This is a genomic window from Streptomyces sp. NBC_01390, assembly GCF_045040105.1.
Lineage (GTDB): Bacteria > Actinomycetota > Actinomycetes > Streptomycetales > Streptomycetaceae > Streptomyces.
In genome coordinates, this window is the sequence record NZ_CP109551.1 from 9,559,883 (window position 1) to 9,573,635 (window position 13,753).

The 13,753-nt window shown below is 70.1% G+C and carries 13 protein-coding genes; 5 read left to right on the top strand and 8 right to left on the bottom strand.

What is annotated here, in order from left to right:
- Window positions 1-81 precede the first annotated feature (81 nt).
- The gene (locus tag OG241_RS42885; protein WP_405823511.1) at window positions 82-1,371 is read right to left on the bottom strand and encodes a heparan-alpha-glucosaminide N-acetyltransferase domain-containing protein; all 1,290 of its coding nucleotides are present in this window, start codon (window positions 1,369-1,371) and stop codon (window positions 82-84) included.
- A 672-nt stretch (window positions 1,372-2,043) separates the two neighbouring features.
- Between OG241_RS42885 and OG241_RS42890 the strand changes: the two genes are divergently transcribed.
- From OG241_RS42890 to OG241_RS42905, 4 genes are all read left to right on the top strand, one after another.
- Window positions 2,044-3,210, top strand: coding sequence for a YihY/virulence factor BrkB family protein (locus OG241_RS42890; protein ID WP_405823512.1), 1,167 nt, complete (start codon window positions 2,044-2,046; stop codon window positions 3,208-3,210).
- A gap of 143 nt (window positions 3,211-3,353) precedes the next feature.
- On the top strand, window positions 3,354-3,881 hold the full coding sequence (locus OG241_RS42895) for a DinB family protein (protein ID WP_405823514.1): 528 nt from the start codon (window positions 3,354-3,356) through the stop codon (window positions 3,879-3,881).
- Between the two features lie 132 nt (window positions 3,882-4,013).
- Window positions 4,014-4,355 (top strand): YrdB family protein, encoded by a 342-nt coding sequence (locus tag OG241_RS42900; RefSeq protein WP_405823516.1) that lies wholly within the window; start codon window positions 4,014-4,016, stop codon window positions 4,353-4,355.
- A 433-nt stretch (window positions 4,356-4,788) separates the two neighbouring features.
- On the top strand, window positions 4,789-4,986 hold the full coding sequence (locus OG241_RS42905; protein WP_405823518.1) for a hypothetical protein: 198 nt from the start codon (window positions 4,789-4,791) through the stop codon (window positions 4,984-4,986).
- 211 nt (window positions 4,987-5,197) lie between these two features.
- Here OG241_RS42905 and OG241_RS42910 read toward each other — a convergent pair whose 3' ends face one another.
- Window positions 5,198-6,274 (bottom strand): S8 family peptidase, encoded by a 1,077-nt coding sequence (locus tag OG241_RS42910; RefSeq protein ID WP_405823519.1) that lies wholly within the window; start codon window positions 6,272-6,274, stop codon window positions 5,198-5,200.
- Window positions 6,275-6,437: 163 nt separating this feature from the next.
- On the opposite strand from OG241_RS42910, the gene OG241_RS42915 reads away from it, so the two are divergent.
- Window positions 6,438-7,133, top strand: coding sequence for a helix-turn-helix domain-containing protein (locus OG241_RS42915; protein ID WP_405823521.1), 696 nt, complete (start codon window positions 6,438-6,440; stop codon window positions 7,131-7,133).
- Here OG241_RS42915 and OG241_RS42920 read toward each other — a convergent pair.
- The 6 genes from OG241_RS42920 to OG241_RS42945 form a co-directional block, all read right to left on the bottom strand.
- On the bottom strand, window positions 7,110-7,583 hold the full coding sequence (locus OG241_RS42920; RefSeq protein ID WP_405823523.1) for a VOC family protein: 474 nt from the start codon (window positions 7,581-7,583) through the stop codon (window positions 7,110-7,112). The genes OG241_RS42915 and OG241_RS42920 overlap by 24 nt on opposite strands.
- Before the next feature lie 150 nt (window positions 7,584-7,733).
- Window positions 7,734-8,351 (bottom strand): hypothetical protein, encoded by a 618-nt coding sequence (locus OG241_RS42925; protein WP_405823525.1) that lies wholly within the window; start codon window positions 8,349-8,351, stop codon window positions 7,734-7,736.
- A 199-nt stretch (window positions 8,352-8,550) separates the two neighbouring features.
- Complete coding sequence (locus OG241_RS42930; protein ID WP_405823527.1) at window positions 8,551-9,552, bottom strand: hypothetical protein; 1,002 nt, start codon at window positions 9,550-9,552, stop codon at window positions 8,551-8,553.
- Window positions 9,553-9,675: 123 nt separating this feature from the next.
- Window positions 9,676-10,956, bottom strand: a complete 1,281-nt coding sequence (locus OG241_RS42935) for a transporter (protein WP_405823528.1) — start codon at window positions 10,954-10,956, stop codon at window positions 9,676-9,678.
- Between the two features lie 3 nt (window positions 10,957-10,959).
- The gene (locus tag OG241_RS42940; RefSeq protein ID WP_405823530.1) at window positions 10,960-11,574 is read right to left on the bottom strand and encodes a hypothetical protein; all 615 of its coding nucleotides are present in this window, start codon (window positions 11,572-11,574) and stop codon (window positions 10,960-10,962) included.
- A complete protein-coding gene (locus tag OG241_RS42945) occupies window positions 11,571-13,700 on the bottom strand; it encodes a hydantoinase/oxoprolinase family protein (RefSeq protein ID WP_405823531.1) in 2,130 nt (709 codons plus the stop codon). Before OG241_RS42945 ends, OG241_RS42940 begins: the two co-directional genes overlap by 4 nt.
- Window positions 13,701-13,753: the final 53 nt, after the last annotated feature.

Here is a 13,753-nt window from a genome sequence, read left to right on the forward strand (position 1 = left end):
CGGATCGGTCGGCGGTACGACCGCCAACTCGATCGGATTTCCCCCCACTTTTCCCCTCACTCTCCCCCCGAAAGGGGCTCCCTAGCGGTGCTGGTCCTGGCTTTCGCTTCGTGCGGCTGGTGCGGCTGGTGCGGCTGGTGCGGCTGGTGCGGCTGGTTGAGATGGCTGAGACGGTTGAGCTGGTTCGGATCGGTGGGCCGGCAGATCGGGCGGGCTCCCCGGGGTCCGCCTTCCGCGTTCCCACGCCCGGGCCTTCCGGGCGGCCCCCGCGACCAGGACCTCCAGGGGTCCCCGGCCCCTGGTGAGCCGCCACGCGACCGCGAAGAGCAGCGAGCCCGCGACCAGCACGGCGTACTGGATCCCGGGAGAGCCGTTCAGCGTGCCGGTGGCGAGGAACAGGACGTGGGCGCTGTAGAGGGTCAGCGGCATGCTTCCGGCAGCCGCCAGCGGGAGCAGCGCGCGCCGCACCCAGGTGACCCGGGTCAGCAGCAGCGCCACCGCGAGCACGGCCGTGGCCGCGCCGAGGGTGTGGAGCAGGTCGAACGGCGAGGTGGAGTGCGGGGCGCGGGAGATCATCGACCACCAGGTCTCGCCGTCCGGGGTGTCCCACAGGACCTGGTCACGGGCGTGCGGCCCGGTCGCGTCCGGGAACTCGGTCCGGCGCAGCCGTTCCAGGCCGCCCCAGTGGAAGAGCCACCAGGAGCAGGCCAGCCAGGAAGCGGCGGCGAGTGCCGCTCCGGCGGACAGCAGCCGGGTCGCGGTGCGTCGGTCGAAGAGGTCGAGGCGGCCGATGGCGAGGCCGGCGCAGAGGTACGCCGTCCAGGCCAGGACCGGATAGGGGCCGTGGACGAGGAGGTCGCCGAGGAGGCCTGCCGGGTCGGTGACCACGTCCTGGAGCGTCGGATCACCGTCGAAGGCGGGTTCGGGCAGCACGCCCCGCAGAACGTGGACGAGGAACGGCGCGAGCACGCCCAGGGCGAGGGCCACACAGCCCAACGTCCTTGCCCGCAGGGTCAGCAGGGGCAGGGTGAGCAGGAACAGCAGGGCGTAGAAGACGAGGATGACGTCGACGCCGAGGTCGCCCGCGTTGGCGGCGTAGCCCAGCAGCAGCCCGATCAGACCGACGGTCAGCGCCCGGGCGGTGACGGCGGCGAGTGAGCCGCGGCCGACCCGGGGCGTACGGCCGCCGGTGGTGAAGGCCAGGCCGACCCCGGCCACCAGCGCGAAGGTCGCCGAGGACCGGCCGCCCGCCAACTGCCAGGCCACCGTCGGTGAAGCGTCCGGCTCGAACGCACCGAAGACGTGCACGGAGAACATCCCGAGCAGGGCGAGGCCGCGGGCCACGTCCACTCCGGCGATGCGTGGCGCCACTGCTGCGTTTTCCCGCGTGACAACCGCCGGGCCTCCGGCGGAAAAGCGGTTCGACTGGGAGGGCCGGGATCGCGAGGCAAACCTCGGTAAAGGCATGGGTCGCTCCGTAAATTGGCGCGATGGATTTCGCGTCAGCTGTGCGCCCGTGGTGCGTCCGTGATGCGGCTGGGGACGGGAGTGACAGCTGACGCGATATGAGGAACGATGTGCGGCAAGTCGTCGATCCGCACGTTGGCGTGCGGGTTTTCCTGCGGATCACGTGGATTTCGGCTTGAGCGGGTGTGGACCCGGCGAATGCAATCCGAATTGTTTCGACCCGGTTATGAGGGGGTCAAGGTCGCTCGGCGTAATGTCGCTTTCCTGTTACAGAGTCACGACTTTTCGTACAGATAGCGATTAAGCGTTCGCCGGTCTCACCAGGGAGCTTTCCGTAAGGCGGGTGTAATTGCCGGGCGGTATTCCGTTTATGGGCGCCGGAAAATGGCCGCCAAGAGCATGACAGAAATAGTATTCGATTTATCTGCCGTATCGTTCCGCCCGGTTTCCGCTGGGTTTCTCATCGTTTTCTGCTGCGTCACGGGAACGGAGGGAAGGGAGCGCCCCACGGGCGCTGCGCCGTGACCGGGGCACCGGAGGGTGAGAGGGGTGGTGCCCGCCCGATACCGTTAGGGCGTGCAGGCAGCAAGTGAACTTCCCGAGAGCCCCAGCGGCCGACTCCACCGCGCGCGCGTCCTCTACCGGAACGTCTCCAAGCGCAGGACCGCATGGCTGTTGCTGAAGGACACCGTCAACTCGTGCGTCGAGTACCGGATCCTGGGTCTGGCGGCGGAAGCGGCGTTCTTCACGCTGCTGTCCGTGCCACCCCTGCTGCTGAGCCTCATCGGGCTGCTCGGCTACGTCGACGACTGGACCGGCACCGACACCATCACCAGCCTGGAGACCAATCTCCTGGAGGCGTCCCGTACGGTCCTGTCCGACAAGGGCGTCGCCGAGATCGCCCGGCCGATCCTGAACGACGTGATGAAGGGCGGCCGGCCCGACGTCATCTCCATAGGGTTCCTCTTCGCCCTCTGGTCCGGCTCGCGCGCGGTGAACGTCTTCATCGACACCATCACCGTCATGTACGGCCTCGACGGCGTCCGGGGCATCGTCAAGACGCGGCTCGTCGCCTTCGTGCTGTTCGTCGTGGCGCTGCTGATCGGCTCCGTCGCCCTGCCGCTGATGGTGGCGGGGCCGGACGCCGTGCTCAAGGTCCTGCCGTGGTCGGAGACGCTCGTACAGGTCCTGTACTGGCCCGTGGTGATCCTGCTGTCCATCGCCTTCCTGACGACGCTGTTCCATGTGTCGGTCCCGGTGCGCTCACCGTGGATCGAGGACGTCCCGGGCGCGCTGATGGCCCTCGCGATGTGGGTGTTCGGCAGCTTCCTGCTGCGTATCTACCTGACCAAGACGATCGAGGGCGCGACGATCTACGGTTCGCTCGCCGCGGCCGTCGCCGTACTCCTGTGGGTCGGGGTGTCCGCGTTCGCGGTGCTGGTCGGGGCCGCCGTCAACGCGGCCATCGACCGCGTCTGGCCGGCCGCCGCCACCGCCGCCGCCCGCGCGGCCAACGAACGGATCCGTGAGGAGGAGGCCGCCGAGTACATCGCCCGGATGGCCGTCGTCCACTCCCACGAGCCCCACGAGGACGCCGACGACGACCCCGACGACTGCGACATGCCCTCCGAGTTCCCGGAACGCTGGTCGCGCTTCCTGCCCCCGGAGGACGTGACGTCCCGGCTGCGGACCCACGCGAAGAGCAGCCCCAAGCCGGAAGAGGGCCTGCCGCCCCAGAAGTGACGGACACCGGGCCGCTGTCGCTGTTCGTGTCTGGTGCTGGTTGGCCGTGTTCCGCACGAACCGGTCCGGGAAGCGGTCCTGCGACTGTGGTCCCCGGATGTCAGAGAACGCCTTGCCTGGCCGCAGGAATCGGGGGATCTTGGATGGCCGTGACCGAAAGCACGAGCGAAATGGCTCCAGGTAGCGAAGTCGGAGCACTTCTCAGGGCCTTGGACGGGCAAAGACGCCACGTCCTCGGCATTCTCGACGAACTCGACGCGGAGGCTCTGCGACGGCCCGTGTTGCCGTCCGGATGGCACTGCCTGGGGCTGGTCCAGCACCTCGCGCTGGACGTTGAGCGGTTCTGGTTCCGCGCAGTCGTCGGCGGCGACGAGGAGATCATTCATGGCCTGACGAGCGGCGACGAAGCTTGGAACGTGGCCCCGGAAGTGCTGGCCGGCGACGTGCTCGACCGATACCGGCAGGAAGCGGAGTTCGCCGACGCTCTCATCACCACCACCCCTATTGACGCCGCCCTGGCCTGGTGGCCCCACGACCTGTTCGGTGAACCGCACCTGCACACCCTGCGCGACGTCCTGCTGCACGTCATCACCGAGACTGCGTGCCACGCCGGCCACCTCGATGCGGCACGAGAGCTCATCGACGGCCGCCGCTGGCTGGTCCTGACCTAGATGAATAAGTCCTATGTCTGATCTGGTGGTTCTTGAACTTCCCGTGCGGTGGTCTGTGATCCTTGAGGGACTACGGCGGAGGGAACTGCGCGTATGTCGTCCGGGTATGGCTTTCACCCGTTGTCTCTCGGTGTGAGGTTCGTGTTGGAGCTGGTGGCTCTGGTGTGCTTCGGGCTCTGGGCATGGGCTGTCGTGCCTGGTTTCCTGCGGTATGTCTGCGTGGTTGCCGTTCCCCTGATCGTGGCCGTGCTGTGGGGGGTCTTCGCCACCCCAGACGATGCATCCCGGTCCGGGGGGACGGTGATTGCGACACCTGGTCCGCTGCGGTTCCTGCTGGAGCTGGCTGTGTTCTTCGGCGGTGCGGCGGCGTTGTACGCGGCGGGATCCCGCACTCTCGCCCTGATGCTCGCCGGTGTGCTGGTCGTGTACCACCTGCTGTCGTGGGACCGGGTCTTGTGGCTGGTCAGGCATTGAATCCGCCCCAGCCGTATCAGGTTGGCGCTGCTTTGATGAGCTGGAAGCCGGCCGTTGGATGGGTAGGCCGCCGCAGCTGGCCGATGCCGAGCTGATCACCCTCGCGGTCGCGCAGGCGCTGCTCGGCTTCCATTCCCGCGCTCCCGCATCGCGCTCTTGAGGTACTCGTTCTCCTCCACGTACGCACGGTAGAGATTGATCCCCCGTCAGTGGGTCTATGGCCCAGAATTTCCGGTTGGGGCGGATGCACACCGGGCCGATATTTCCTGCCGCTCGGGGGTCGGGAGCCGTTCACTCATGCGAACGGACTCCGGCGGCGACCAGATCAGGGGTCGTGGGCTCGTCCTGGTCGAGGCACTGTCGGACCGCTGGGGCACAGATCTCCACCGCTGGGCAAAACCGTCTGGGCAGAGATGAAGAGCGAGGTCGAGCAGTGAAGAACGGCATGGCGTGGGTGGGCGACGAGGTCCGGGACGAGGACACGTACCGCACAGGCATCGTCACAGACGTCTGCGGAGGTACGTACCTCCTGCGCCCGCCCACCGGCGGGGGAGCCGAGTGGATCCAGGTGGACCCCGACCGGCTGACGGTCACGTTGCCACTGGACGACGACCGGCTCACGGAGCACTGATGCCGACCTGCCCGAGCCCGTCCCCGGCGACCGTATGAGCGTCCTCCTAGGGGCCTACGAGTACGAGCTGGGCTCCTGTTTCCAGTACCCCGCAAGGGCATGCAAGTGACGCGCTTCGGCGAGATCACGAGCACGTCTAAGGGTGATCGAGGGCAGGATGGTCCTTTTGCCTCGTTGAAGCGCAGACCATCGCAGGTGCGATCGGGCCAGGTCAGAGGCCCCCGGTGTTGAGCAGCCGGTTGGGAGTGTCGGAGCGTACGCCGTGCAGGACGCCGCGGGTGGCCGTGTGGTCCAGCCAGGTGTGGACCTGGGCGGCCGTGGCGTGGGGGTGGGCCGACAGGTACAGGGCGATCACGCCGGTCGCGTGCGGCGCGGCCCAGGACGTGGCGCCGCCGTCCTCCGTGGCCGTACCGCCGCCGGCGAGGGCCGCGGTCACCTTCTGGCCGGGGGCGTACAGGTCCACGCACCGTCCGTACCCCGAACCGTAGGAGCCCCCGTCGCTCCACGGGCGGTCGTTCGTCGTGGAGGCCGCCACGACGATCGTGCCGGGGACACCGGCCGGGGAGTGCTTGCAGGCGTCGTCATGGAAGTTGCCGGCCGACACCACCGTCGGGATCCCCGCGTCGACCATCTTCTTCACGGCGGACTCCAGGGCCGCCGACCGGTGGTCGAGGTTGAGCGACATGTTCACCACGGCGGGCTTCTGCGCGTGCGCGGTGACCCACTTGACCGCCTTCACCAGCGCGGCCTCCGCAGCGGCGGGGGAGCCGCCGCCCGAGCTCTCGCACAGGATGCCCTGGACCCGGACGAGTTGCGCCTTGGGCGCCACCCCGTACTTCGCCCCGCCGATGACGCCCGCGACGAACGTGCCGTGGCCGACCCCGTCCTCGCTGAAACAGTCGCCGGAGTCCCGAGCGCCCACGAAGTCGGCGCCCAGGTGGGCGCGTCCGCCGAACTCCGTGTGGGCGATGTCCATCCCCGTGTCGATCACGTAGACGTGAACGCCCTTGCCCGTGGCGGTGGTGGTGAGCTTTCCGTTCAGGGGCCGCGACCGCTGGTCGAGAATGTCCAGGTTCCACGGCACATGCCGGGTAGTGAGCGGAGCCGCCAGGCTTCGCACGGCCCCGGACGACATGCCCACGACGCCGGACGACGCGGGCGCCTTGTCGTGCGCGGGGAGTGTCCCGCCGGTTCCGGCCACCGCGCCGGCGTCCCCGCCGCAGGCAGAGGCCCCGAGTACGGCCGCCACGGCCATCACCGTGAGACCTGCCTTCGTCACGTTCCGCATCACGACGTTCCCCCGCATTCCTGGCTCGCACACAGTCAGCGCACAAGACGAGCACGGCGGACGTGCGGTTCCGGCAGACGTGCGGCAGCCATGCCGGGGGCGTCCCGGGCCGCGGGGGACGGCCGCCCAGGCCGTGACCGCCGGCCGGCGTAGTCTTTTGGGTGTGTACGAGGAACGGGCCTCCCGGCTGCCGGGCGCGACGGTGTGGACGAAATCCCCGGCCCGGTCCGGCGTCGCGCGGCCCGTACTGCCCGACGGCTGCATGGACCTGCTGTGGAGCGAGGGCCGGCTGCTGGTCGCCGGGCCCGACACCGGCCCGTACGTCCCCGAAGGCGCCCCCGCGCTCTGGGTGGGCGTCCGCTTCCACCCCGGCACGGCACCGGCCCTGCTGGGCGTACCCGCGCACGAACTCCGGGACCGGCGCGTCGAGTTGACCGACCTGTGGGGAGCCGTCGAGGTGAGGCGTCTGAGGGCACGCGTCGATGCGGCGCCCGACCGTGCGGCGGCACTCGAAGAGCTGGCTCTGCGCAGGGCGGCTCGGACGCCCCCGCCCGACCCGCTGCTGACCGGCCTGGTCGAGGCCCTGCGAGGGGGGCGCCCGGTGGGACGTACGGCCGACGAACTGGGCCTCAGTGCACGCCAGTTGCACCGCCGTTCCCTGACCGCCTTCGGGTACGGCCCCAAGACGCTGGCCCGTATCCTCCGCCTCCAGCGGGCACTGGCGCTGGCCCGGAAGGGAGTCCCCTTCGCGGAGACGGCGACTCTCGCGGGGTACGCCGACCAGGCCCACCTCGCCCGGGACGTAAGGGAGTTGACGGGACTGCCGCTCCGGAAGCTACTCGGCGGCTGGGGCGACTGAGGCGGAGGCAGAGGAAGAGGCCGGGGGCAGCGGTGCGAACAGGTCGACGCCGTTGCCGTCGGGGTCGAGCACAGACGCGTAGCGCTGTCCCCACACGGCGTCCCAGGGCTTCAGTTCGCTCCGGTATCCGGCGCCGACCAACTCCTCGTGCAGGGAGTCCACTTCGGCGGCCGAGCCGCACAGCATCGCCAGCGCGATCCGGCTGCCGCCGCTGGGTGGCCGCCACCCGGGGTGGAAGGAACGGACGGTCTCCTCGGGGTCGAGCAACAGCCGCAGCCCGCCCGGGAGTTCAGCCTCGGTATGCGGCTGCTTCTCGGCACCCTCGGGGAAATCGAGTCCCAGTCGGCGGTAGAACGCGACGGAGGCGGCGAGGTCGGCGGTGACGATGCCGATGGCGTCGAACCGGGGGGTGGGACGTCTGGTCGGGCTCGTGGTCGGTCGTGAGGTCATAGGGCCACGTTAGGCGCTGTGCCGATGGCCGGTCTTGAACGAAACGGACGCGCCCGATCCCCGCGGCGCGCCCTCACCCGGCCGCCGACTCGTCCGGTGGGCCGGGGCCTCGCGTGGCCCGGCCCACCGTGAATCGCTGTGCGGTGTGGCTCAGTGGTCGTCGGTGATGGTGGTCGCGATGCCGTTGCTGATGACCACCTTGGCGCTGACGCCCTTCTTGGCAGCCTTCTCCAGCTGGGCCTCGGTGCACTCGACGCCGCCCTCGCCGCCCGGTCCGGTGTTCACGGCCTCGCAGATGTCGTCGTAGCCGATGATCTTGGTGTCCTCGGCGACGAAGAACTGCTGCTCGGTGCCCTTCGAGTCGGAGACGGAGTACTTGCCCGGCGCCACATAGGAGACATTGCCGAACCAGGTGCCGCTGACGCCCTTGCCGTTGTTGATGCCCTCGACAGCGGTGTCGCGGGTGTCGGTGTCGGAGTCCTGAACGGGGCTGGAGTCGGTGTCGGAGCCGGGAGCGGGGGTGGAGCCGGTGTTGGAGCCAGAGCCAGAGCCAGAGCCGGAGCCGGAGTCCTGAGCGGGGCTGGAGTCGGAACCGGGAGTGGAACTGGCGTCGGAGCCGACGCTCTTCGAGGTCTGGGAGGCCGACGGCTTGTCCGCTGCGCTCTTGTCGGACGAGTCGTCGGCGGTGCCGCTCTGGCACGCCGTCATCAGCAGCCCGGCGGTGATCGCGGCGGTGGCGAAAACGGCCTTGCGCAGGTGGCGGTTCATCAGGGGTGGTTCCTTCCAAGGGGGGAATGGAAGACCGGCGGCGTTTCCGCCAGCTTCCGGATCTTGCGTTGGGTGAGAGGAGCCATGGGGCTCCGGGGTCACGTCCGTCTGTCCATCGGGACACCGCTGTCGCACAACCGTGAAACAGCGACACATCGGCTGCGGACGGCAGTTCGGCGGGAGTCGACGCGACGCCGGGTCAGCCCCGGGCCACGGCGATGGATCCCGAGAGCCGCTCTCCGGCCTCGTAGATCATGTACGGGACGCCGCCGTCGGTTCCGAAGGAAGGCGCCGCTGCGCGCCCGTCCTCGGGAGACCCGCTGCGGGAGTTGTAGAAGACACCGAGATGGGTGCGCTTACTGAAGTCGTTGCCGACCTCGGTGATCATGATGTCGCCGCCGCTCGACTTGTCCTTGTTGTAGACGACGTAGGTGCTGTTGTCGCGGTGGAGAAGGTGCGCACCGCCGACGTTGACGGCGCCGACATCGCTGTGCCGGATCAGCGGCTCCTGGTCGAAGATCCAGGTGCGGGCGTCGGCGGACCAACCCCAGTGGATGTCACGGTGGTTGGTGGTGTTGTTGGTCATGAAGACCATCACGTAGCGGGCGCCGCGCGAGGGCAGGTCGTGGCGGAAGACCCGGGCGTACGACGTCTCCGTGGTGCCCGCCGGCAGCATCGACGTCGACAGCACGACCTTGTCGTAAGTGAAGTGGATCCCGTCGGACGAGCGGGCCAGGCGGGTCGTGGTGTTCTCCCCGTGGAAGTACAGCCAGAGCTCCTTGGCGTCCGCGTTCCACAGCACGTGGGGCGACGAGACATGGCTGACGGAGTAGTGCGGCGACCACTGGTTGGAGACGATCGGGTTCGACGGGTACTCCGTGAACGGACCCTCCAGCGAGTCGCCGTAGGCCAGGCAGATTCCGCCGGGCGGGTCGTGCGGCGCGTAGTAGAGGTAGTACCGCCCGAGGGGGTTGCTCAGCTTGTCGTAGACGCCCCTGATGCAGGGAAAGATGATCTCGTCGGTGGGGTTGTACTTGAGCTGAGATGCCGTCAGCAGCGTTCCTACGTATGTGTAGTTGGGGAAACCGCCGGGTGCGGCGGTCGCGGGCTGTGCTCCCACGGCCGTCCCGACGGTGAGGGCGGCTCCGGTGGCGGCGCCGGCGCGCAGGAAGAGGCGCCGGTCGAGGTGGTGCTCGTGCATGGGGGGCTCCATTGACAGCGAGTCTGTCGGGTCTGTGGGGTTTGTCGGGTTGTGAGGTGTCTGGCGGGGGAGAGGTGTCGATCGGGTTCGGGGATGTCCGTCGGGTCAGTGGTGTCCGTAGGGTCAGAGGTGGGCGACGGCCGTGACGCACAGGCCGCCGAGCGCGACCGCCCAGACGTACGGCAGGGTGCGCACCATGACCTGTTGGGGAGTGACGCCCGCGTACTGGGCGCTCCACACGGTCTGGGTGCTGGTGGGGTCGGCGACGCCGAAGACCTGGTTGTACGAGGTGGCCATGCCGAGGACGACGGCCGCGGGGTAGATGCCGGTGGCGATGAGGACACCGGCGATGCCCGCACCGAGTCCGAACACGTTGAGGGGGCCGCGGTAGAGGCACAGGGGGACGAGGAGGGTGAAGACGACGACGAACACCACGGGGTTCTGCGGACTGACGGCCCTGACGAGCGGTTCCAGCGCGTCCACGGCGCCGGGCAGCTTCACGGCGGTGAGCAGTATGCCGATGGCGACGAACAGGACGAGCGGCGGTGCGGCGACCTCGAAGCCGCCGTAAAGGGTGCGCAGCAGCCGCTTGTTCATCTCGCGGGGCCGGGTCGTGGTGACCAGCGTGTACAGCACGCCCGCCAACAGCGAGGGGACGATGGCCAGTTCGAACCCCAGGGCCAGGACGAGCGGGACTGCCGGGGCGAGCAGCGCGTACCAGGGGGCGTCGCCGAGCTCCTCGCGACGTGAACGAGGCCGTGGGGCAACGGACTTGAGCGACCAGGCGTGCTCGGTGCCCCGCCGGTGCGTCTCGACGAGGACGAACGCGACGGCGGCGACCAGCGCGAAGGGGAACAGCTTCACCATGAAGTCGCGCACGGTCGGGACGGGCAGGTCCAGCGCGGTGGAGAAGAACTGCCACAACGGCAGCTCGAAGGGGACGCCCACGGCGATACCCATCAGCACCGTGCCCGCCGCCGTCACCTTGGGCACACCGACCGCGACCATCGCGGGGATGCCGATGATGCCGGCGAGCATGGCGGCGGGCGCCGAGCCGGTCACCGTACCGACGAGCGCGGACACGGCGAGGACGCCGAGGGCCACCGCGGTCGGACGGTCACCGCCGAACTCGACGATCTTGCGGACGAGCGTGCCCGCGATACCGGTCTCGTCGAGGAGTCTGCCCAGCCAGGAGCCCAGAATGATCGCGATCATGGTGGCGGCCAGGGTCGGCGCGCCCTCCTGGAGAACCGTGTCCAGCACGCTGTTCTCACCGGTGAGCGGTGCCCCGGCGAGAAAGGCGATGACGACGGCGAGCAGCACCAGCGCGAAGGCGGTGGGGAGCCTGCGGGTGAGCATCAGGCCGACGCCGGCGGCCATGACGAGGAGGATGACGACACCCATGGGTCAGTTCTCTCTTCTCTCTCTTCCGGGCCGGGTGAGCGCGTCACGCAGCGCGGCGGTGAGGAGCAGGGGGCTGCGGCCGAGCCCGCAGACGGTTCTGGCGTAGGCATGGGCGGCGACCTCTTCGGCACCGGCGACATGGCCGTACACGCGGTGACGTCCGAGGCGCAGCACGGTGTGGCCGAGTGCCTCTCTGAGCGAGGCCCTCGCCGGGCCGTGGTGGAGGTGAGCGTGCGCGGTCTCGTGGGCGAGCGCCGCGGCACGCACCGAGCCCGGCGGGTACCAGGCCCGCCAGCCGCGTGCTTCGGCCAACTCCTCGGCGAGGGCGAGCGTGTCGGTGTAGAGCTCGACCGTCGGGGGCCGTGATGTGTAGCGGGCGATCAGCATCCGCCGCAGGCCGTCGTCCCGCTCCACCACGCGTGCGGTGGACGGGCCGGGGGCGAGCCGGGACCCGAACTCGTCGGCTCTACGGGCCCATTGGCGCAGCAGCTCACGGTCGCGGCCCTCGTGGGTGGGCGTGGCGGACAGCAGCCGTACGGCCCATTCGATGTCGTCGACGGCAGTCAGGTCCGTCAACTCATCCTTCTCAGCGGCGAGTTCGTCCGATGTGGCCGTCATGAGCGCACCTCCAGGACCGCGACCACCGGCTCGTCGGCCGCGCGGGTCCGCAACTCGCTCTGGGCGAGGGCGAGCAGGGGCTGCGGATCGAGAACGCCGGACAGGTCGGCGATGCGGGAGCCGAGCAGCAGCCGCAGGGCCGGAGCGCGTACCCCGCCGTCGCCGTACGAGGTGGACTCGCCGACCAGCCGGGCGAGCACCTCGGGGGCGCCGGCCACGGTGGTGGTCTCCACCCGGGCGTCGGCGGCGTGATGGCGTACGACACCGTCCATGTCGACGATCCGCACGGGCCGACGGGTCGGTCGCAGCCGGCGGCGCGTCTCGGTGCCGTAGACCGTGTGGGCTGCGGTGCCCGCCAGGACGTGGACCGCCGCGAGGTCGGTCTTGAGGCTGGCCGCCGCGGCACGCAGGCGCTCGGTGTCGTCGGCGCGGTGGGCCCGGTCCTGGGCGCGCAGTTCGGTGGCGCCCGTCGCGACCGCTCGCACGGTGTTGGTCTGCGGGTCGACGGTGACCTCGACCTCGACGCCCTCGGCGGCGGCGCCCTGCGCGACGACCGCGCGCTCCGCCTCGGCGCGGACGGCGAGGATCTGCTCCTGCGTGGCGCCGGGCACGATCCGCTCGACCTGTTCCCGTACGAGTGCGAGGGCGACGCCGATGGGGCTGATGACCTCGTTGTGGCGGGCGATCCGGCCCTCCAGGCCACTGGTGCGGGCGAGGTGCGGGGTGACGGACGCGGCCCCGCCGCCTCCGCCGACGAGGACGGCGGTGTCCCGGTCGAGGCGGTGGTCGCGGATCACGGCGTCCACCACCTTCCTCACCTGGGCGACGCCCGCGTCGAGGATCCGGGTGGCGGCGGTCGCGACGTCGGTGCCGAGCGCGGCGGCCAGCGGCGCGAGCGCGGCGCGCGCGCTCTCCGGGTCGCAGCGGGCGAAGTCGCCCTCGGGGACCCGGCCGAGGGCATTGGCGGCGCACGTCATGGTGACGGCGAACCGGCCGCCCGCCGCGTCGAGCACGGCGTAGTCCGCCGGGTCGCCGTCCACGGGCCGGACGGTGTCGACCGTGGCGTCGCGCAACTGCCCGGGGGAGGCGAAGCAGGCGTACGGCAGCCCCGCGATGTGGGCGCTGCGCGGCCCGACTCCCGTCACCCGGCCGTCGCCGATCCGCACCATCGAGCCGCCGCCGACGCCGACCGTGCGCACGTCGAGGGCGCTCAGATACGAGGTCCTCCCGAGGACGGTGGCGTGCCGGACGGCGACCTTCCCGCTCCGTACGACGCTGATGTCGGTCGACGTGCCCCCGGTCTCCAGGAACACGCCCTCGCTCACCCGCTCCCGCATCAGCGCGCCCGCGACTCCGGCGGCCGGTCCCGACAGCACCGTCAGCAGCGGCCTGCGACGCATCTCGTTCAGGGCCATCACACCGCCGTCGCAGCGCATCACCATCAGGGGCGCGGTCACGCCCGCCTCGGTGACGGAGGCGTCGACCAGGTCGGCGGTGGCCAGCATGCGGGGCAGGATCGCCGCGTTGACCACGGCGGTGCGGGTGCGTCTGTGCAGCCCGTACAGCGAGGTGATCTCGTGTGCGCCGGTCATCGGCAGTCCGTACGGCCGTGCCGCGTCCAGGACGGCCCGCTCGCCCTCGGGGCGGTCGACGCTGAACGGCTGGCTGGCGACGAGGACTTGGGCGCCCTGGTCCTTCAACTGCTCTACGGCGCGGCGCACTTCTGCCGTGTCATACGGGTCGGAGACATGTGCGTAGACCAGCGGAAGCCTTTTGCCGGGGGTGAGTTCGAGCTTGGCGAACGAGGCGAGGCGGCGGGTGAACACCGCCGAGGGGCCGGACCCGATGCCGATCAGTCCGACCGTCGCCACGTCGCCCTCCAGAAGGGCGTTGGTGGCCTGCGTCGTGCCGTGCGCCAGGAAGGCGACGTCGTCGGGGGCGTGGCCGGTCTGCTTCAGGAGCCGGCCGAGCGCCTTGACGATGCCGTGTGCGACGCCGTCCTCGTGACGGTGGCTGGTCGGGACCTTGACCTGTCCCAGGAGTTCGAGGGTCGTGGCGTCCACGGCCACGGCGTCGGTGAAGGTTCCGCCCACGTCGATGCCGACGCGGATACGGGGTCTGGTCATTGTCCGGGCACCTCCTTCTTCTCCTGGATCGGTTCGTCTGCGGGCCCAACTCC

Excerpts from the sequence above, each read along its gene's own strand:
- OG241_RS42940 (WP_405823530.1), bottom strand. The coding sequence starts at position 11,574 with ATGACGGCCACATCGGACGAACTCGCCGCTGAGAAGGATGAGTTGACG.
- OG241_RS42925 (WP_405823525.1), bottom strand. The coding sequence starts at position 8,351 with ATGAACCGCCACCTGCGCAAGGCCGTTTTCGCCACCGCCGCGATCACC.
- OG241_RS42935 (WP_405823528.1), bottom strand. The coding sequence starts at position 10,956 with ATGGGTGTCGTCATCCTCCTCGTCATGGCCGCCGGCGTCGGCCTGATG.
- OG241_RS42920 (WP_405823523.1), bottom strand. The coding sequence starts at position 7,583 with ATGACCTCACGACCGACCACGAGCCCGACCAGACGTCCCACCCCCCGG.
- OG241_RS42945 (WP_405823531.1), bottom strand. The coding sequence starts at position 13,700 with ATGACCAGACCCCGTATCCGCGTCGGCATCGACGTGGGCGGAACCTTC.
- OG241_RS42895 (WP_405823514.1), top strand. The coding sequence starts at position 3,354 with ATGGCCGTGACCGAAAGCACGAGCGAAATGGCTCCAGGTAGCGAAGTC.
- OG241_RS42910 (WP_405823519.1), bottom strand. The coding sequence starts at position 6,274 with ATGCGGAACGTGACGAAGGCAGGTCTCACGGTGATGGCCGTGGCGGCC.
- OG241_RS42930 (WP_405823527.1), bottom strand. The coding sequence starts at position 9,552 with ATGCACGAGCACCACCTCGACCGGCGCCTCTTCCTGCGCGCCGGCGCC.